General features: G+C 74.6%; 13 protein-coding genes. 10 read left to right on the top strand and 3 right to left on the bottom strand.

The features are described from left to right. Positions 1-1,815: glycosyltransferase (locus AB0E83_RS26760; protein ID WP_362116948.1), on the bottom strand; the 1,815-nt coding region annotated here is incomplete at its 3' end. 258 nt (positions 1,816-2,073) lie between these two features. Here AB0E83_RS26760 and AB0E83_RS26755 point away from each other — a divergent pair. The 6 genes from AB0E83_RS26755 (at position 2,074) to obgE (ending at position 9,875) form a co-directional block, all read left to right on the top strand. Beyond that, the gene (locus AB0E83_RS26755) at positions 2,074-2,709 is read left to right on the top strand and encodes a hypothetical protein (protein WP_362116945.1); all 636 of its coding nucleotides are present in this window, start codon (positions 2,074-2,076) and stop codon (positions 2,707-2,709) included. A 256-nt stretch (positions 2,710-2,965) separates the two neighbouring features. Beyond that, on the top strand, positions 2,966-3,757 hold the full coding sequence (locus tag AB0E83_RS26750) for a TIGR03936 family radical SAM-associated protein (protein ID WP_362116942.1): 792 nt from the start codon (positions 2,966-2,968) through the stop codon (positions 3,755-3,757). Between the two features lie 232 nt (positions 3,758-3,989). Further along, on the top strand, positions 3,990-7,475 hold the full coding sequence (locus AB0E83_RS26745) for an Rne/Rng family ribonuclease (protein WP_362116939.1): 3,486 nt from the start codon (positions 3,990-3,992) through the stop codon (positions 7,473-7,475). Positions 7,476-7,734: 259 nt separating this feature from the next. Beyond that, complete coding sequence (rplU, locus tag AB0E83_RS26740) at positions 7,735-8,055, top strand: 50S ribosomal protein L21 (RefSeq protein ID WP_030494089.1); 321 nt, start codon at positions 7,735-7,737, stop codon at positions 8,053-8,055. A 14-nt stretch (positions 8,056-8,069) separates the two neighbouring features. Then, positions 8,070-8,324 (top strand): 50S ribosomal protein L27, encoded by a 255-nt coding sequence (rpmA, locus tag AB0E83_RS26735; protein WP_030494090.1) that lies wholly within the window; start codon positions 8,070-8,072, stop codon positions 8,322-8,324. A gap of 111 nt (positions 8,325-8,435) precedes the next feature. After that, positions 8,436-9,875 carry a GTPase ObgE gene (gene obgE / locus AB0E83_RS26730; protein ID WP_362116935.1) on the top strand — a complete coding sequence of 480 codons (1,440 nt, stop codon included), beginning with the start codon at positions 8,436-8,438 and terminating at the stop codon, positions 9,873-9,875. An 80-nt stretch (positions 9,876-9,955) separates the two neighbouring features. On the opposite strand, the gene AB0E83_RS26725 is transcribed toward obgE, so the two are convergent. Beyond that, the gene (locus tag AB0E83_RS26725; protein ID WP_362116932.1) at positions 9,956-12,121 is read right to left on the bottom strand and encodes a PIG-L family deacetylase; all 2,166 of its coding nucleotides are present in this window, start codon (positions 12,119-12,121) and stop codon (positions 9,956-9,958) included. Between the two features lie 278 nt (positions 12,122-12,399). On the opposite strand from AB0E83_RS26725, the gene AB0E83_RS26720 reads away from it, so the two are divergent. Further along, complete coding sequence (locus AB0E83_RS26720) at positions 12,400-13,347, top strand: hypothetical protein (RefSeq protein WP_362116929.1); 948 nt, start codon at positions 12,400-12,402, stop codon at positions 13,345-13,347. Then, positions 13,344-16,163, top strand: a complete 2,820-nt coding sequence (locus AB0E83_RS26715) for a stealth conserved region 3 domain-containing protein (protein ID WP_362116926.1) — start codon at positions 13,344-13,346, stop codon at positions 16,161-16,163. Before AB0E83_RS26720 ends, AB0E83_RS26715 begins: the two co-directional genes overlap by 4 nt. A 93-nt stretch (positions 16,164-16,256) precedes the next feature. Here AB0E83_RS26715 and AB0E83_RS26710 read toward each other — a convergent pair whose 3' ends face one another. Then, entirely contained in the window at positions 16,257-18,014 is a 1,758-nt protein-coding gene (locus AB0E83_RS26710; protein WP_362116923.1) for a stealth family protein, read from the bottom strand. A 211-nt stretch (positions 18,015-18,225) separates the two neighbouring features. Here AB0E83_RS26710 and galE point away from each other — a divergent pair, with 211 nt between their 5' ends. Further along, on the top strand, positions 18,226-19,215 hold the full coding sequence (galE, locus tag AB0E83_RS26705; protein ID WP_362116921.1) for a UDP-glucose 4-epimerase GalE: 990 nt from the start codon (positions 18,226-18,228) through the stop codon (positions 19,213-19,215). A 279-nt stretch (positions 19,216-19,494) separates the two neighbouring features. Beyond that, complete coding sequence (locus AB0E83_RS26700; protein ID WP_362116918.1) at positions 19,495-19,932, top strand: GtrA family protein; 438 nt, start codon at positions 19,495-19,497, stop codon at positions 19,930-19,932. The last annotated feature ends 69 nt before the right edge of the window (positions 19,933-20,001 follow it).

Raw genomic sequence — 20,001 nt, 5'->3', positions numbered from 1 at the left:
CTCGTCCGGTAAGGCGGCGGACGGCCGGCGCGGCGCGTCCGAGGGGGCGGTACGGGACATCGGGGACCTCCGGGGGACGGGGAGAGGGGACGGGTCCGGCAGCAGCCAGAGGTCCCAGACGTCCTCGGTGCCGGGCTTGTGGAAGCGGGCCGCGGAGGCGTTGTCCAGGGTGGCCGTGAAGCGCCCGTCGGCGCCGGCCTTCACCGGGAAGGTGAAGTTCTTGTCGGCCTCCTTGCGGTGGACGGCCTCGACCACGCTGCGGGCGCCGGGCTCGACGCCCCAGGCCGCGGCGTCGACGACGATCGAGGTGGAGCCGGCCTTGATGGCCGCGACCTCGACGTGCTGGGCGCGCACGCGGCTCTGGACGCGCAGCGTGCCGTCCGTGTGGGCGTACGGCAGCAGCAGCGACAGGGCGGGGCCCTCGGCGCGCGGGTGCTCCAGCGACAGGATGTGCAGGGTGTCGCAGCCGGCCGACCGCAGCGGCATGTCGACGCCGGCGGCGCGGACCACCAGCTCCCAGTCGCCCTCGACGAGCTTGCCGAGGGCGGGCACCAGCGCCTCGCCGCCGGCGAAGGGGAGGACGACCTCGTCGGCCTTCTTGCGGATGTCCCGGCAGACCAGCTCGGCGTCGCCGTCGGAGGGCAGCCCCTCGACCCGCACCCGGACGTCGCCCTGCGGGGTGACCACGGCGGCGGCCGTGCGGGGGACGGCCCGGCGGGCCCGCATGGTCTCCACGAGCTGCTCGAAGCGGGCGGCGGTCTCGGCCTCCTGGAAGCGGACCACGTTGGCCACGGCGGCGGCGGCCATCTTCCGGCGCAGGTCCTCGTCGGAGATCAGCTTCTCGATGTGCTCGGCGAGCGCCTGCTTGTCGCCGAGCGGCACGACGTAGCCGTCCTCGCCCTGCTTGATGATGTTGCGCGGGCCGTGCGGGGCGTCGTAGCAGACCGCGGGCAGGCCGGCCGCCATCGCCTCGACGGTGACGTTGCCGAACGCCTCCAGGTGGGAGGGGAGGACGAAGACGGACGCCTTGGCGAACTCCGGGGTGACCGGGGTGGCCGGGCCCATCAGGAAGATCTGGTTGTTGCTGTCCGTCTCGTCGATCTTCTTGCGCAGGTTGGCGCGCTCGGGGCCGGAGCCGTAGATCCGCAGGCTCCAGTCCGGGTGGCGCGGCGCCACGGTGGAGAAGGCCTCGATGAGGTCGGCGAAGCCCTTGTGGGTCTTGAGCAGGCCGGCGGTGACGACGATCTTGTTGTCGCCGGTGGACATCTGGCCCTTGTGGGCCGGGATGCAGTTGGGCATCGGGGAGAGCAGGTGGCTCACGGCGGGGACGACCCCGGCGATGGTCCGGCACTCGTCCGGCGTCGGCGCGGTGATCGCGTCCATCTTCGGGTACGCGTCCCGGAAGAGGGCGTCCCGGATGTGCGGGCCGTACCGCGCGGGCCGCGAGTGCTCCATCGCGACCTTGAGGAAGTCGCGGTCCGAGTAGGCCAGCATGATGGTGATCTTGGGGTTGTTGCTGACCACGACGTCGGCGTCGGTGGTGGCCAGGTACTCCATCAGCCGCTTCTCGGCCAGTCGGCTGATCCACGGCTTCTTGTCCGTGGGCTCGTTCGGGTAGATGTGCGGGAAGACCTCGATCTGCGGGTCGTCGCCGTCGTACGTGTGGGAGTGCTTCCGGTAGTCCGTCAGGGCGAGGGTCTTCACCCGGGGGTCGAGCGGGAAGAACGCCTGGTCGCGGTTGCGGCGGAGGGCGACCAGCTCGACCTCGTGGTCTTCCACGAGCGCCCCGGCCAGGTTGTGGATCGCGCTCACCACGCCGCCGATGTGACAGCGGTCTACCAGGAGGAAGGATATTTTCACGCCGAGCCTCGATGTCTGCGGAAATAGGGGACCCCCGGGCCGGGGGGCGTGCGGGACGTGCGTCGAGCACGGAGGTGACGCACCTTAGGTTACGGGCCCGGGCCCGGGAAGCGGGGCGGGTCGGTCCGCTCCGGGCGGTGGCCGGAGCGTAACGCCTTGGTTTCGGCCGGGCGAAGCCGAAACCCGCCGGGGCCCCGGTACGTCGTTCTGGGCATGAACACGGAAAACCCGGGCTGTCTCACCGGGGTGGCGCGCGCCGTCGCCCTCGTCGTCGTCCTGCCCGTCCGGCTGGTCTGGGACGCCCTCGCCTGGTGCTTCCGGCAGCTCTGGCGCTGGGTCCTCGCCCCGATCGGCCGCGCCCTCGGGTGGCTCCTCCACTATCTGGTGGTCGTCCCCCTGCTGTGGCTGTGGGAATGGGTCCTCGCCCCGATCGGCCGCGCCCTCGGCCGGCTCCTCCACTACCTGGTGGTCGTCCCCCTGCTGTGGCTGTGGGAATGGGTCGTCCTCCCGGTCGCCAAGGCCGTGTGGTGGGTGGTCGACCTGCTCCTCGTCACCCCGCTCACCTGGCTCTGGCGGTACCTGCTCGGCCCCGTCTGCCGCTTCGTCGGCGCCGCCCTCGCCTGGGCCTGGCGGGCCGCCGGGCGGATCGCGCGGGCCGTCGGCCGGGCGGTCCGCTGGGTGCTGTGGAACGCGATCGGCCGCCCCCTCGCCTGGGTGTACCGCGCGGTCCTCACCCCCGTCGGCCACTGGCTGCGCACCTGGGTCTGGGGGCCCGTCGCCGCCGCCGGCCGCGCCGTGCGCGCCGCCGCCCGCGAGGTGCGGGTCGCGCTCTTCGGCGGCCCCCGCTGACCCGCCCCCCGCGCGGCCGGGCGGCCCGCCGGGGAACCCGAGGTGGCCCGGGCGCGTACTCTGGGTAGTACAACGAACGTCCCCGGCGCGGCGCCCGCCCCCGAGATCTCCCCGCCCCCGGGCGGGGGTGATCCGGGCAGGCGCCCACGGGACGCCCCATGAGCTTCCGGGCGGAGCGCCACCCGCGCCCGCCCCGCACCGAGGAGAAGAACCACTGGGCAAGCGACAGCCCGAAGGCCCGCCGCCCGCACCCGCGGTGCAGCGCATCCGACTGCGCTACACCAAGCGAGGCCGCCTCCGGTTCACCAGCCACCGTGACTTCCAGCGCGCCTTCGAGCGCGCCCTGCGCCGCGCCGAGGTGCCCATGGCGTACTCGGCCGGCTTCACCCCGCACCCCAAGGTGTCGTACGCCAACGCCGCCCCCACGGGTACGGGCTCCGAGGCCGAGTTCCTGGAGATCGCCCTCACCGAGCGCCGCGACCCCGAGACCCTGCGGGTCCTGCTCGACGAGTCGCTCCCGGCCGGACTCGACATCACCGACGCCGTGGAGGCCCGCACCTCCGGCCTCGCCGACCGGCTCACCGCCTCCGTGTGGGAGCTCCGGCTCGACGGCGTCCCCGTCGACGACGCCCGCAAGGCCGTCGAGGCCTTCCTCACGGCCGAGACCGTGGAGGTCCAGCGCAAGACCAAGAGCGGCATCCGCACCTTCGACACCCGCGCCGCCGTCGCCGAACTCGTCGCGGACCGTCCCCAGGCCGATCCCCAGGGTGATAGGCCCGCCGGGGATGCCTGTGCGATACTGCGGCTGGTTGTTCGGCACGTGACACCTGCCGTGCGACCCGACGACGTCCTGTCCGGTCTCCGAGCTGTGGCCGACCTGGCGCCGCCGGTCCCCGCAGCGGTGACCAGGCTGGCGCAGGGGCTCTTCGACGAGGAGTCCGGCACGGTGACCGACCCGCTCGCGCCCGACCGCGAGGCAGTCACGGCCGCTCCACCCACGGCCGCCGCGACCGCCCCGGCGACGGCGCCGGAGGCAGGCCCCGCGTAGGGGACGCCGTCGAGCGCAGCCCTGGCACTCGGGAGCCACCTGGGTCGGGCCGCGCACTGACCAGGAGACTTTCGCCAGGCCGTCCGCATCGGGCGTACGGAACCGGCGAGCCAGACATTCAGCTCCCGTGCGGCGCCCGCGCCCCGGACGGCGGCACCGCGCACGAAGCGCGTCCGTGCCGCCCACCGGAATCCGACGCGGCGCCCGGGAGCGTGACGGGAGAACCGCCCGCATGCTCGAAGACACCAACGAGACCACCGAGAACAACGACAGCAACGCCCCCGGTGACAAGCTGCCGCCGCGCCGCCGGCGCCGCGCCGCTTCCCGGCCCGCCGGCCCGCCGGTGACGGCCGCCGCCGAGGCCGCCGAGATCACCGAGGCCGCCCCGGCAGCCGCCGCGGAGCCCGTCGAGGCCCCGGCCGCCGAGCCGGAGGCCGCCCCGGCGCGTACCCGCCGCCGCGCCACCCGCAAGGCGACCGCGCCGGTGACCTCTCCGGCCCCGGTCGAGGAGCCCGCCGCGGAGACCGCCCCGGCCGCCGAGCCGGTCGCCGAGACCGAGCCGGCCGTCGAGGCCGCCCCGGCCCGCACCCGCCGCCGCGCCACCCGCAAGGCCGCCGCCCCCGAGGTCACCCCGGACGTGGCGGCCGAGCTCGCCGCCCCGACCTCCGGCGAGACCCTGCCCGAGGACACCGTCGAGGAGATCGCCTCCCACGGCGCCGACGTCGCCGCCGCCGAGACCGCCGCCACCCGTGGCCGCGGCCGCCGCCGCGTCAGCACCCCGCAGTTCACCGAGCCGCCCGCCGCCGAGGAGGCCCCGCGCCGCCGCCGCGTCGAGCGCCCCGCCGTCGCCGTCTTCCAGGCCCCGGTCTTCGCCGAGCCCATGTTCCAGACGCCGGAGACCGCCGCCTTCGCGGCCGCCGTCGCCGCCGAGGCCGAGGTCGAGGAGGAGCCGGAGGAGACCGTCGTCGAGACGGTCGAGGCCGTGGAGGCCCCCGAGCGCGCCGAGACCGGCTCGCGCCGCCGCCGGCGCCGCCGCGGCGAGCCCGTCGCCGTCGAGCCCGTCCCGTCGACCGTCGCCGACGAGCCCGAGGTCGAGCACGTCGCCGACGAGGCCGAGACCGAGGCGGAGGAGGCCGAGGAGGCCGACGAGTACGGCGACCGCCCGTCCCGTCGCCGCCGCCGCGGTGGCCGTCGCCGCCGTCGCGGCGAGTCGGCCGAGGCGGAGGAGGCCGAGGAGAGCGACGAGGCCGACGAGTTCCACGCCGAGGACGCCGAGGAGGAGGCCGACGAGGCCGACGACGAGAACGGCCTCTCCGGCTCCAGCAGCTCCCGCCGTCGCCGCCGTCGCCGCCGTCGCAGCGGTGACGCCGCCGGCGAGAGCGAGACCACCGACGAGGACGGCGTCCGCACGGTCGTCAAGGTCCGCGAGCCCCGCCCGAAGCCCGAGCCGTCCGACGAGGTGCAGTCCATCAAGGGCTCCACCCGCCTGGAGGCCAAGAAGCAGCGCCGCCGCGAGGGCCGCGAGCAGGGCCGCCGCCGCGTCCCGATCATCACCGAGGCCGAGTTCCTCGCCCGCCGCGAGGCCGTCGAGCGCGTCATGGTCGTCCGCCAGAACGGCGAGCGCACCCAGATCGGCGTCCTGGAAGACAACGTGCTCGTCGAGCACTACGTCAACAAGGAGCAGGCCACCTCGTACGTCGGCAACGTCTACCTGGGCAAGGTCCAGAACGTGCTGCCGTCGATGGAGGCCGCCTTCGTCGACATCGGCAAGGGCCGCAACGCCGTCCTGTACGCCGGCGAGGTCAACTTCGAGGCGCTCGGCATGGGCAACGGCCCGCGCCGCATCGAGTCCGCCCTCAAGTCCGGCCAGTCCGTCCTGGTGCAGGTCACCAAGGACCCGATCGGCCACAAGGGCGCCCGCCTGACCAGCCAGGTCTCCCTCCCGGGCCGGTACCTCGTGTACGTCCCCGAGGGCTCGATGACCGGCATCAGCCGCAAGCTCCCGGACACCGAGCGCGCCCGCCTGAAGACCATCCTCAAGAAGATCGTCCCCGAGGACGCGGGCGTCATCGTGCGCACCGCCGCCGAGGGCGCCAGCGAGGACGAGCTGCGCCGCGACGTCGAGCGCCTCCAGGCGCAGTGGGCCGACATCCAGAAGAAGGCGAGCCAGATCTCGACGTCCGCGCCGAGCCTGCTCTACGGCGAGCCGGACATGACCGTCCGGGTCGTCCGCGACATCTTCAACGAGGACTTCACCAAGGTCATCGTCAGCGGCGACGACGCCTGGGAGACCATCCACGGCTACGTCTCGCACGTCGCGCCCGACCTGGCCGACCGCCTCCAGCGGTGGACCAGCGAGGTCGACGTCTTCGCCACCTACCGGATCGACGAGCAGCTGATGAAGGCGCTCGACCGGAAGGTCTGGCTGCCGTCCGGCGGCTCGCTGGTGATCGACAAGACCGAGGCGATGGTCGTCGTCGACGTCAACACCGGCAAGTTCACCGGCCAGGGCGGCAACCTGGAGGAGACCGTCACCAGGAACAACCTGGAGGCGGCCGAGGAGATCGTGCGCCAGCTGCGGCTGCGCGACCTCGGCGGCATCGTCGTCATCGACTTCATCGACATGGTCCTGGAGTCCAACCGCGACCTGGTGCTCCGCCGCCTCCTGGAGTGCCTGGGCCGCGACCGGACCAAGCACCAGGTGGCCGAGGTCACCTCGCTCGGCCTGGTGCAGATGACCCGCAAGCGCGTCGGCCAGGGCCTCCTGGAGTCCTTCTCCGAGACCTGCGTCCACTGCAACGGCCGCGGCGTCATCGTCCACATGGAGCAGCCGGCCACCCACGGCGGCGGCGGTGGCGGCAAGCGCGCGAAGAAGCGCGGCCGCGGCGGCGACGGGCACGAGCACGCCCACGAGACGCACGCCCACGAGGCCCCCGCGGAGATCGAGGCCGAGACCGAGGCCGAGGTCGCGGCCGAGCTGGCCGCCCCGGTGGCCGTGCCGGTGCCGATCGCCCCGGACGAGGAGCTGTACGGCTCCGTCGCCGAGGCCGAGGCCGCCGCGACCCGGGGCCGTGGCCGCCGCCGCGTCACCCGCAAGGTGACCGCGCCGGTGACCCCGACGCCGATCGCGGAGCCGGAGCCCGAGGTCGTCGCGGCCCCGGAGCCCGAGGCCGTCGCGGAGGCCCCGGCCGTCGCGGAGGCCGAGGAGGCGGCGCCCGCGCCGCGCACCCGCCGCCGCGCCACCCGCCGGGCGACCTCCCCGGTCGTCTCGACCGGTGAGCCGGCCGCCGGGGCCGAGTCCGTCGTCGCGGCGCCGGAGCCGGAGGCCGTACCGGAGCCGGTCGTGGAGGCCGCGCCCGAGCCGGTCGCCGAGCCCGTCGCCGAGGAGGCCCCCGTGGCCGCCGCGCCGCGCGCCCGCCGCCGGGTGGTCCGCAAGGCCACCGCCCCGGCCGGCGCCCCCGCCGGCGCCGAGGCCGCCGAGATCGTGCTCCCCGCCGCGGCCCCGGCCGAGGAGCCCGCGGCGGAGGCCGAGCCGGCCGCCGAGGAGACCGAGGCCGCCCCGGCGGCCAAGAAGGCCGCCCGGAAGACGGCGAAGAAGGCCACCGCCAAGAAGGCCGCCACCAAGAAGACGGCGGCCAAGAAGACGGCGGCGAAGAAGACGACCGCCAAGAAGGCCACGGCCAAGAAGGCGGCCGAGAAGACCGCGGCTCAGGACTGAGCCCGCCGAACCGCCCCGGCGAGCCCCTCCCGGGGGCCTCGCCGGGGCGGTCCGCACCCGCACGGGCGAATTTGACCCCCTGTGGCAGCCGCCCGTAACCTAGACCGTCGGCGTGTCTGTGACGCGCCGCGCCTCTGAGCACCCCCCTCCCGCCCGCCGGGAGAGGCCGCTCGTCCGATCCGGATCGCCGTGGGCCCCCGGGCCCGCGCGTGGGCGGCTGGCGTCAGAGGTCCCATCACCGAGTGAGAGAGAGATCCGCGTGTACGCCATCGTGCGCAGCGGTGGTCGCCAGCACAAGGTTGCTGTCGGCGACATCGTTGAGGTTGACAAGATTTCCACCGCCAAGCCGGGCGACACGGTCGAGCTCTCGACCCTGCTCGTCGTCGACGGCGACGCCGTGACCAGCGACCCGTGGGTCCTGGCGGGCATCAAGGTCCAGGCCGAGGTCGTGGACCACACCAAGGGCGCCAAGATCGACATCCTGCGCTACAAGAACAAGACCGGCTACCGCCGTCGCCAGGGTCACCGTCAGCAGTACACGGCGATCAAGGTCACGTCCATCCCGACGGCCGCGAAGTAAAGAGGGACTGAGCAATGGCACACAAGAAGGGCGCATCGTCCACCCGGAACGGTCGCGATTCCAACGCCCAGCGGCTCGGCGTGAAGCGCTTCGGCGGTCAGGTCGTCAACGCCGGTGAGATCCTGGTCCGCCAGCGCGGCACCCACTTCCACCCGGGCTCGGGTGTCGGCCGCGGTGGCGACGACACGCTGTTCGCCCTGCAGGCCGGTTCGGTGCAGTTCGGCACCTTCCGTGGCCGCAAGGTCGTGAACATCGTCCCGGTCGCCTGATCGGAACGCTTGGCGGAGGCGGACCTCACTTCCCGGCAGGGAAGCGGGTCCGCCTTTCGCGTGTTACTAGAGAGACAATCCCGTACATAGCTTTATTGGAGGCACAGAACCATGACCACCTTCGTGGACCGCGTCGAGCTGCATGTCGCCGCGGGTAACGGGGGCCACGGCTGCGCCTCCGTCCATCGCGAGAAGTTCAAGCCGCTCGGCGGCCCGGACGGCGGCAACGGCGGCCGTGGCGGCGACGTGATGCTGGTCGTCGACCAGTCCGTCACCACCCTGCTCGAGTACCACCACTCGCCGCACCGCAAGGCCACCAACGGCAAGCCCGGCGAGGGCGGCAACCGCGCGGGCAAGGACGGCCAGGACCTCGTCCTGTACGTGCCCGACGGCACCGTCGTCCTCGACAAGAAGGGGAACGTCCTCGCGGACCTCGTCGGCCACGGCACGACGTACGTCGCCGCGCAGGGCGGCCGCGGCGGCCTCGGCAACGCGGCGCTGTCCTCCGCCCGCCGCAAGGCCCCCGGCTTCGCGCTGCTCGGCGAGCCCGGCGACCTCCAGGACATCGTCCTGGAGCTGAAGACCGTCGCCGACGTGGCGCTCGTCGGCTACCCCAGCGCGGGCAAGTCCTCGCTGATCTCCGTCCTCTCGGCCGCCAAGCCGAAGATCGCGGACTACCCCTTCACCACCCTGGTCCCGAACCTCGGCGTGGTCACGGCCGGTTCGACCGTCTACACCATCGCCGACGTCCCCGGCCTCATCCCCGGCGCCAGCCAGGGCCGCGGCCTGGGCCTGGAGTTCCTGCGCCACGTCGAGCGCTGCTCGGTCCTCGTCCACGTCCTGGACACGGCGACGCTGGAGTCCGACCGCGACCCGGTCTCCGACCTCGACGTCATCGAGGAGGAGCTGAAGCAGTACGGCGGCCTCGACGACCGTCCGCGCGTCGTCGTCCTCAACAAGATCGACATCCCGGACGGCCAGGACCTCGCGGACATGATCCGCCCGGACCTGGAGGAGCGCGGCTACCGCGTCTTCGAGGTCTCCGCGGTCGCCCGCACCGGCCTGAAGGAGCTGTCCTTCGCCCTCGCCGAGATCGTCGCGAAGGCCCGCGCCGCGAAGCCGAAGGAGGAGGCGACCCGCGTCGTCATCCGCCCGAAGGCCGTCGACGACGCCGGCTTCACCGTCACCTACGACGAGCACGAGGACGTCTACCGGGTGCGCGGCGAGAAGCCGGAGCGCTGGGTCCGCCAGACCGACTTCAACAACGACGAGGCCGTCGGCTACCTCGCCGACCGCCTCAACCGCCTCGGCGTCGAGGACGAGCTGATGAAGGCCGGCGCCCGCGCCGGCGACGGCGTCGCCATCGGCTCCGAGGAGAACGCGGTCGTCTTCGACTGGGAGCCCACCCTCATGGCCGGCGCCGAGATGCTCGGCCGCCGCGGCGAGGACCACCGCTTCGACGCCCCGCGTCCCGCCGCCCAGCGCCGCCGCGACCGCCAGGCGGAGCACGACGAGGCGGACCGCGAGTACGACGAGTTCAACCCGTTCTAGCGGGAGCCGGGCCCTGCCCGGTCGTGCCGGGGAACCCCCGGCGGCTTCGGCCGCCGGGGGTTCTGCGCGTCCGGGGCGGGTCAGGCCGGGGTCGTGGGGCGCAGGGGGGTGAGGAGGGGGGTGCCGAGGGGGGTGAGGGTGACGGCGACCGGGGCGCCCGCGCGCGGGGCGAGGAGGAACGGCGTCCCGGCCGGGGCGGCGGAGGAGGACGCGCCGGCCGGGGTGGTGCGGGCCCCCGTCAGGTCGTACGCCGACGGGGTGGCCGTACCGGCCGGGACGAGCAGCGTCCCGCCGTCCGCCGGGGCGACGGCGACCCTGCCGTACCCGGGTATCGAGGGGCTGCCGAGCGCCGTCCAGCGGCGGCCGCGGCCCGGGGCCAGCCGGGCGACGGCGACGGTGTCGCTCGCGGCCCGCCGGTAGGCGAGGAGGACCGAGCCGTCGGGCGCGGTGACCGCCTCCGGCACGTCCCCGGGACGACCGGCCGGCGGCCGCGCGGCCGGGTGGAGCGCGCCGCCCGGGGTGCGCTGCGCCCAGTGCTCCACCCGTTCGGCGGCGGCGCCGAAGAGATGGACGAGGCCCCGCCCGTCGACGGTCGCCGCGAGCCCCTCCTGGATGCCGCCGCCCGGCAGCGCCCGCCACGCCGACCAGACGCCGTCCGTGCCGAGGACCCGGGTGCTGACGCCCTTGTCCCCGTTGCGCACGAAGACGTGGACGCGGCCGTCCGCGCCGGTCACGGCGGTCGGCGGGCCGGTCAGCCGGGTGCGGCGCGGCTCCGTCTCCGGGTTCCCGAGCCCGATCCACTCCGTCTCGAACGCGCCGCCCGGCGTCCGCTGCCGCAGCAGCACGACCTCGCGCGCGTCCCGCCCCGCCGCCCCGTCCGGAGAGGAGGAGCGGAGGCCGAGGACGAGGTGCCGGCCGTCCGGCGCCCGCACCACGGAGAGCGCCGGCGCGAGCGGCCCGCCCCCCAGGTCCTCCGGCGGCCCGAAGGCCCCCGGCCCGGAGCCGGCCGCGCCCTTCGCCGCCGGCCGCCAGCGCGCGAGCCGGGTGCCCAGCACCGCGTACACGCTCACGCGTCCGTCGGGCCCGGCCAGCGCCCGCGGTCCCGCGCCCGGGTGGCGCCGGTGCGTGGACCGCACCCAGCCCTTCCGCGAGGCGAGCGCCGCCGCCCCGCCCAGCGCGTAGTCGCCGCAGCCGGACGGGTTCCCGCACTGCCAGCCGGGATCGCCCCCGTACGCGTCGAGGTAGCGCGCCTTGAGCGCGACCGTGGCGGGCGGCAGGTTGTACGGCCAGCGCTGGTTGTAGTAGCCGCGGTAGGCCTCCGTCCGGAAGGCCGGGGTCCGGGCGCCGGGCCCGCCCCGCCCGCCCCAGCGGGCCAGCGCGGCCCAGGCGAAGAGCCCGGCGGCGGTGTGGTCCGGGTGGTCGGAGTAGCCGGGCTGGTCGCTGTCGCGCGGGTGGTGCCGGTCGTGGACCTGCGCGTCCGGGTCCGGGTCGAGGGTGCGCACCAGCGTCGGCCGGACGTGCGCGAGCAGGTGGACGAGCGTGTCGACGAGGTCCCCGCGGGTGTACGGGAAGCTCCGCCGCACCGGCGACTCGGGGGCCGGCTGGGTGGGCAGCGTGACCCCCGGGCTGTCCCACAATCGGGTGAGATTCACGGCGGCCCGCCCGTTGCGCGCGTGCATGCGCAGATCGAGGAAGATCAGCTCGGCCCGGCGGCCCCCGTGGGCGAGCCGGTTCACCTCCGCCAGCCGCCCGCCGGGCAGGGGGAGGGCGCTCCGCTCCCAGGCGGTGAAGAGCGGCGCGCCGAGCATGCGCGCGTACGCCTGCCGGAGCCCCTGCTGGCGGGCGGAGACGTAGGCCGGCACGTTCGGCTCGGGCGGCGGCCCGCCGGGTATCGCGTTGCGGCCGAAGGACCCGCCGTCGGTGACGTACACCGAGGTCACGGGTATGCCGGCGGTCAGGTCCTGGACGAGGTCGGGGTTCATGAAGAAGAGGTCGTCGTCCGGGTGGGCGACGAGCTGGAGGACCGCCGGCCGCTCGGCGAGGGCGAAGCCCGCGCCCTCCCCGCCCCGGCCGTCGGCGAGCCGCCGCACCGGGACGGCGCCGCCGCCCCCGGCGGCCGGGACGGGGCCGGAGGAGGGTCCGCCGGCGAGGCCGCCGACCGCCCCGGCGAGCGCCACGGCGGCGGCGGAGGCGAGCAGCCCGCGCCGCGACGGCGCGCCGGCGGCGTCTGTGGTCCTGCGTTCCATGGCCCCCCGTGCCTTCCTGTTTCTTCAAGGGGTTTGCCCTGGTCAGAGGGGAAAAATGACCCTCGGGGTTTCCTCCTCGGGCGTGAGGCTCGTCACCCGCGAAACGGTTCGGCACCGATTTGCCTTTGATGGGGGCCCTTGCCACTATGTGGCGCCGACTGTCAACCCCCAGAACGGAAGCCGGGATTGTCGTGAGTGACGCCTTGCTGCCCTATGCGGTGGGTGCCGCGAAACGAGCCCGGCGGGTGGCGGTGAGGATGCGCCGCAGGGTCGAGCGGATGCACACCGCGCCGGCGCTCGGCGGGGGGATCCCGCCCCGGCCCGCACTCCGCCCGCTCCACCTCTCCGTCCTCGGCGGCCGCACCCTCAACGTCGCGCTGTTCGCCCCGCCCGCCGACGAGATCGCCTCCGCCCGGCTCGAACTCTCCCGCGGCGGACGGGTCTTCCGGCTGCCGCTGGAGCTCGAACCGCAGGCCGACGGCGCCCGCCTCCTCACCGCGACCACGGCCCTCCGCTTCACCGACGCGCCCGAGCCGCCCGCCGGCCCCGACGCCGAGGCGTACGGCCCCGGCCGCCCGGGCCCCGCCCTCTTCGCCGGACTGTGGCGCGTCGCCGCCGTCCTCACCCGCCCCGACGGGCAGGAGCGGCGCACCGGCGTCGCCGCCGTGGCCCTCCCCGCCGCCGACGGGCCGGTCGCCCCCGTCTCGCCGGACCCGGCCGGCGGCGCCCACTTCCGGCTGATGCGCTCGGTCGACGGCTTCGCCGTCCTCAAGGTCCGGGCCCCCGCCCACCAGGCCGAACTCGACACCTTCGCGCTGCGCTGGGACCGGATCACGGTCCGCGGCCGGATCGTCGCCCGGCAGGCCCCGTCCGCCGCGTACACCGCCCAGGCGGTCCGGCGCGGCGGCGGCGCCGTCGTCCGGGCCCCGCTGGAGTGGGACGGCGACTCCTTCGCCTTCGACCTGCCGCTCGCCGGCATGGTCTCCGGCCGCAGGGCCCACCGCTGGGACATCCAGCTCCAGCAGGGGCGCACCGGCCTCAAGATCGGCCGCCGGCTCACCGACCTGCGCCGGCGCGACCAGGTGATCCGCACCTCGTTCCGGATCATCGCCCTGGAAGACGGCTCGCTCCTCCGAGTGCATGCCTACATCACCTCGGCCGGGGCGCTCGCCGTCTCCTGCGTCGGGTTCGAAGGCGCCCCCGACGGCGCGGAGGGACGCGTATGAAGATCACCATCCTGCTCACCTGGGGCGACGCCATGGGCGGCACCGAGATGGCCGCCTACACCCAGGCCGCCCAGCTGGCGCCGCGCCACGAGGTCGAGATCCTCAGCGTGTTCAGGACGGAGACGGAGCCCTTCCTGCCCGAGGCGAAGGGCGTGACCGTCCGCTACCTGGTGGACCGCACCGGCCGCTCGCCGCGCCCCGTGCGCCCCTCCGCGCTCACCGCGGGCGAGTGCGCGGCCCTCGCCAAGCTGCCCAGCGAGCTGATCCAGGCCGCCTGGGAGCCCACCTTCGACCGGCTCTCCGACATCGAGCTGACCGCCGCCCTCTCCAGGCTCGACGCCGACGTCCTGGTGACCACCACCCCGGCCCTGATGGCCGCCGCCGTCGCCCTCACCCCCGCCCGGGTGGCCGTCGTCCACCAGGAGCACCGGGTCTCCCAGCTGCGCGGCGCCACCGGCGAACCGCTCCTCACCCACGCCCCCCGGCTCGACGCCCTGGTCTCGCTCACCGAGCTGACCACCGACTGGTTCGCCGAGTCGCTCGGCACCGCCGCCCCGCGCCTCGCCACCATCCCCAACGCGATGCCCGACGGCTACCGGCCCCGCTCCGACCTCGGCTCGAAGACCATCGTGGTGGCCGGCCGGCTGGTCCCGGAGAAGCAGCTCGACCACGCCGTCCAGGCCTTCGCCGAGATCGCCGGCGAACACCCCGGCTGGCGGCTGCGGGTCTTCGGCGACGGCCCCCAGCTGGCCGCCCTGCGCCGGCTCGTCGAAGGGCTCGGCGTGCACGACCGGGTCGAACTCGTCGGCCGCAGCCGCCGGATGGCCGAGGAGTGGGCCACGGCGGCGATCTGCCTGATGCCCTCACGGGTGGAGTCCTTCGGCCTGGTGATGCTGGAGGCCTTCACCGCGGGCGTCCCCGTCGTCGCGTACGACACCCTCACCGGCCCGTCCCAGATCGTCCGCCACGAGGTGGACGGCCTGCTGGTGCCCGCCGACGACATCGCCTCGCTCGGCGCGGCCCTCTCCCGCCTCATGGGCGACGACGGACTGCGCGCCGCCTACGGCGCGGCCGCCCGCGCCGGGGCCCGCGAGCGCTTCGCCCCGGAGGTCGTCACCGCCCGCTGGGACGAGCTGTTCACCGCGCTGGCCGCCGAGGACCCGGCCGCCCGCGCCGCCGCCCGCGCCGACCGCGCCGCCCACCGGGTCGCGGCCGGCGGCAGCCGCAGCTTCGCCGTCTCCGCGCCGATCAGCAAGCTCTCGCCCTCCGCCGACGAGCAGAAGGCCCGCGAGGTCATCCTCCAGGCCAAGGACCCCAAGGCGCTGGTCCGTTCGGCCGGCCGGCTCGCCGAGGTCCGCGACGACGTGCCGTCCTGGCGGATGGGCGAGATCAACCTGGAGCTGACCGCGCAGGCCCTGGAGCGGCACGGCGTCCCCTTCGTCCTGCTCCACGACCCCACGACCGTCAGCCACCGCCTCGCCGTCAAGCGGGCCGACCGGGAACGCGCGCTGCGCGCCCTCGGCACCGAGCTCCACGGCCGGCCGGTCTACGCCGAGCTCGTCGCCCCCCGGACCGCCGCCCCCGGCGCCCGCCTCGCCGAGACCCTCACCGCGGCGCCCGAGGTCGCCGGCGTGCGGATCTTCAAGCCGCTCGTCAGTGACAGCCGGACCCTGCGGTACGGGCCGGTGTACGGCTGCGGCGTCGAGTTCTGGTCCGAGGAGGAGGGCGACACCGGCTGGTACGCCGCCCCCCGCGGCACCACCCTGGTCGGCCCCCGGCTGCCCTCCCTCGACGGGGACGCCCGGATCTCCATCGCCGGCCGGGAGTACCCGACCCTGGAGGTCTTCACCAAGAGGCTCATGTGGAACGTCGACTTCCCCGTCGACGCCGTCTACACCTGGGTCGACGACACCGACCCCGTCTGGCGGGCCAAGCGCGACGCCGCCCGCCGCGAGCGGGGCCTGGCCACCGACGACGCCCAGTCCGGCGACGTCCGCTTCCGCAACCGCGACGAACTGCGCTACTCGCTGCGCTCGCTCGCCGCGCACGCCCCCTGGATCCGGCGGATCTTCCTCGTCACCGACGACCAGACGCCGTCCTGGCTGGACACCTCCCACCCGGACGTCGAAGTGGTCGGCCACCGGGAGCTGTTCGCCGACCCGGACTGGCTGCCCAGCTTCAACTCGCACGCCATCGAGTCCCAGCTGCACCGCATCGAGGGCCTGTCGGAGCACTTCCTCTACGTCAACGACGACGTGTTCTTCGGCCGCCCCCTCGCGCCGAACAAGTTCTTCCAGTCGAACGGCAACTCGCTCTTCTTCCGCTCGCCGACCGCCGTCCCGCCCGGCGAGGTCTCCGAGGAGACCGAGGGCTACTTCGTCGCCGCCAAGAACAACCAGGTCCTCCTGGAGGAGGCGTTCGGCCGGGTCGCCACCCACGGCTTCCTGCACACCCCGCACCCGCTGCGCCGCAGCGTCCTCGCGGAGATCGCCGAGCGCTGGCCGGAGGAGACCGCGCGGACCGCCGCCACGCCGTTCCGCGGCCGGACCGACCTGTCGATCACCTCCTCGCTCCACCACCACTACGGCTATCTGACCGGCAGGGCCTCGCCCGGCGGCATCTCCGCCGCGTACGCCAACATCGGCGACTACAAGCACCACGTGGCGCTCAGCCGGCTCCTCGCCGCCCGCCACCGCGACGTCATCTGCGTCGGCGAGTCCGCGGAGTCGGAGGTGCCGCTGGACGAGCAGGACCGGGTGCTGCGCGCCTTCCTGGAGGCGTACTTCCCGGTGCGCTCGCCGTACGAGAAGGACTGAGGAAGCCGTGTGCGGGAGAGGGGGCGTCCGGCCGGACGCCCCCTCTCCCGCGTGCCGGGCGCCACGAGCCCGGCACGATCCGGAAGAGGCGGCCTAGCGCTTCTCGTACGGGCTCGGGACCGGGAAGTACGCCTCCAGGAACGGGGTGATGAGGTCCTTCTGGCCGTCCGCGTCCCGCTCCGTCGAGACCGTGTCGTTGACGCAGAAGACCGCCCGGTCGCGCCGGGCGAGGAGCCGGCCGAGCCGGGTCTCCGTCCACGGGTGGGTCAGGTCCAGGTACGCGTACGGCAGGTCGGTCGACGGGACCGCGCGGCCGGTGTGGAAGGCGTAGTAGTGGTGCAGCGAGGAGGCGATCGAGATGTCGTCGACGCTGCGGAAGCGGTTCGCCTCGGTGCGGCCGTACTCGACGGCGAACTCCGTCTCGATCTCGGCCAGCACGCTGCGCCGCAGCGGGTGCGGCATGTGCTTCATCTTCTGCACCAGGACGGCGCCGTACCGCTCCTCGATCAGCCGGCGGTTGTTCTTGCCGGCGGCGGCCACCGGCGGGTCGTCGAGGCTCCGCTCGCCGAGCGGCACGAGGGCGGGGGAGGGGAAGAACTTGGTGAGCCCGCTGGCGTGGAAGAAGTCCCGGGGGGTGACCTCCCGGCTGAGCATCACGTCGTCGTTGAGGTAGAGGAAGTGCTCGGCGAGCCCGTCGATGTGGTGCAGCTGGGACTCGATGGCGTGCGAGTTGAAGGTCGGCAGCAGCTCGGGGGAGCGGAAGATCTCCTTGTGCGAGACGACGCGGAGGCCGGGGACGGTGGTGTCCAGCCAGGCCGGCGTCTGGTCGTCGGTGACCAGGAAGATGTTCCGCACCCAGGGCGCGTAGAGGTGCAGGGAGCGCAGCGAGTAGCGCAGTTCGTCCCGGCTGAGGTAGCGGGCCGGGTTGGCCGCCTCCGCGTGGTACCCCTCGCCGGAGTACTCCGCGCGGCGCCGCAGCCACTCCGGGTCCGAGCCGTCCACCCAGGTGTAGACGACGTCGACGGGGAAGGTGACCTGGTCGGAGCGGACGACGGCGGTCTCGGCGCGGGCCGGCACGAGCGGGGCGCCGGCGGGGGAGGTCCCGGCGCCGGGCCGGACGTCGGTGAAGTCGGTGAAGCAGGACTCCGGGGCCTCGACCACCCGGCCCTCGCGGGGCAGGCTCGCGGTCACCCGGCCGGGACGGGGCGCGGTCAGCTCGTCGCCCTCCTCGCGCCAGAACTCCACGTCGCAGCCGTACGGATCGCCCAGCTTGAGCTGGTGGGTGGGGTCGGCGCGGTACCAGACGAGCCGCAGGACGGAGGCGGTGCGCAGCCGGTGCCAGGTCCCGGCGGCGAAACCGGGCTGGGAGCCGCGGCCCGCCGGGCGGTTCCCGCCGGCCGGGGCGACGTAGCCGGGCTCCCGCGCGCAGGCGTCGGCGAGGGCGGTGAGCACGGCGGACCGGTCCCGCTCGCGCACGGCCACCGCGGAGGAGGTGTCCGACGTGCCGGGGACGCAGAAGTGCGGGACGCCGGCCGCGGCGAGCGCGCCCAGCACCGCCTCCAGATTGGCCCGGCGGGCCCGCAGCGGGGTGATCCCCTCCGCGACCAGGGCCACCTTGGGCGCCCGTCCGACGCTGATCACCGCGCGGTCCGGGCCCGCGGTGAGCGCCGCGTACCGCCGGGCCAGCCGGCCCTGGCGCAGGCGCTCGGCGGCGGCCGTCCCGCTCGCGATGCGCAGCTTCACGCGGCGGCGCACATCGGCGTCCAGCTGCGCGACGACGACCCGCCGCACCCGCTCGGGAACGGCTCGGCGGTAGACCCCCAGCAGCCGGGGCGCCTCTGGATTTCGCACTGCTGTTTACTCCTCGAACACGTGTGAATGCGGAGAGTGAGCAGCACCAGTATGCCGCCTCCCGGGGCCGCCCCCGGGGCGCGCGGGCACCGCTCACGCGCCCCCTCGGGGCGGGGCGGCGGGGACCCGGACGCGGGCGCCCCGGCGGCCCGGCGGGCAACAGGTACGGTGGTGGCCGCAGTGCTCAGCGACAGAGGGATGTGGGGAGAGCATGACGTACCTGATCACCGGCGGTGCCGGTTACATCGGCGCGCACGTGGTCCGGGCCATGACGGATGCGGGGGAGCGGGTCGTGGTCCTCGACGACCTGTCGACCGGATACGCCCACCGGGTGCCCGAGGGCGTGCCCCTCGTGGTCGGTTCCACCCTGGACCGCGAGCTGCTCGACCGGACGCTCGCCGAGCACGCCGTCACCGGCGTCGTCCACCTCGCCGCGAAGAAGCAGGTCGGCGAGTCCGTCGAGCTGCCGCTGCACTACTACCGCGAGAACGTCATCGGCCTCACCGTCCTCCTGGAGGCGGTCGCCGCGGCCGGCGTGCGCAACTTCCTCTTCTCCTCCTCCGCCGCCGTGTACGGCATGCCGGACGTCGACCTCGTCACCGAGGAGACCCCCTGCCTCCCGCTCAGCCCGTACGGCGAGACCAAGCTCGCGGGCGAGTGGCTGGTCCGGGCGGCCGGCCAGGCGCACGGCATCGCCACCGCCTGCCTGCGCTACTTCAACGTGGCCGGCGCGGCCACCCCCGAGCTCGCCGACACCGGCGTCTTCAACCTGGTGCCGATGGTCTTCGAGCGGCTCGACGCCGGCGAGGCCCCCCGGATCTTCGGCGACGACTACGCCACCCCGGACGGCACCTGCATCCGCGACTACATCCACGTCGAGGACCTCGCGGACGCCCACCTCGTCGCCGCCCGCAAGCTCGCCGAGTGGGCCGCGGCCGGCGAGCCGCGCGACCTCACCGTCAACATCGGCCGCGGCGAGGGCGTCTCCGTCACCGAGATGGTCAAGCTGATCAACGAGATCACCGAGCACACCACCGAGCCCGTCGTCACCCCGCGCCGCCCCGGCGACCCGGCCCGCGTCGTCGCCTCCGCCGACCGCATCGCCGCCGAGCTGGGCTGGAAGGCCCGGCACGACGTCCGCGACATGATCGGCTCCGCCTGGGCGGGCTGGACCGCCCGCCGCGGCGCCACCGCCGGCTGATCCCGGTCCCGCGCGGCGCCTCCGCCCGCTCGCCCCGTGAGGGCCGCCCTGGAGACGGCCCTGGCGGTGACGGCCCTCGCGTGCGGGCCGCCTCGGTGACGGCCCTCGTGGTGACGGCCCTCCCGTGAGGGCCTCCCGGTGACGGCCCTCCGTGCGGGCCTTCGCGCGGCGGCCCTTTCGTGACGGCCCCCTCGTACGCCCCGTACGAGGGGGCCGTTCGCCGTGCGGGCGTCGCCCCCGCGGCACGTCCCGTTCATCTCCCGGCGATCTGATGGGCCCATGCGAGACCAGCTCGGCCAGATCATCCGCTTCGGCGTGGTGGGCGGGATCAACACCGGCACCTTCTTCGGCTGCTACCTGCTCCTGCACCCCTGGATGCCGTACTTCGCCGCGTACACCCTCGCCTTCCTGCTCAGCATGGTGGGCTCCTTCTTCCTCAACACCTACTTCACCTACCGCACCCGCCCCACCTGGAAGAAGTTCGCCCTCTTCCCCCTCACCAACGTCACCAACTACGCCGTGCAGAGCGCCGGCCTGTACGCGCTCGTCACCTGGGCCGGCATGGACGACCGGATCGCGCCGCTCGTGGCCGCCGTCGTCGCCATCCCGTTCACCTATCTGATCTCCCGCAGGATCCTCGTCAGCCGGTCCCCCGGGGCGGAAGACGACGGTCCGGAGAGCGGAATGGAGGAGCGGCAGCCGTCCCGGCTCGCGTAGATTGCCCCTCGCGACCGTGCCGGGAGCGCACGGCGCCGGACAGCGAGCGAGGACGGCCCAGGTGGCGAC

The organism is Streptomyces sp. NPDC035033, assembly GCF_040636735.1.
Taxonomy (GTDB): domain Bacteria; phylum Actinomycetota; class Actinomycetes; order Streptomycetales; family Streptomycetaceae; genus Streptomyces.
Note: the sequence above shows the minus strand (reverse complement) of the source record. Positions and strands in the feature narration are given on the sequence as shown.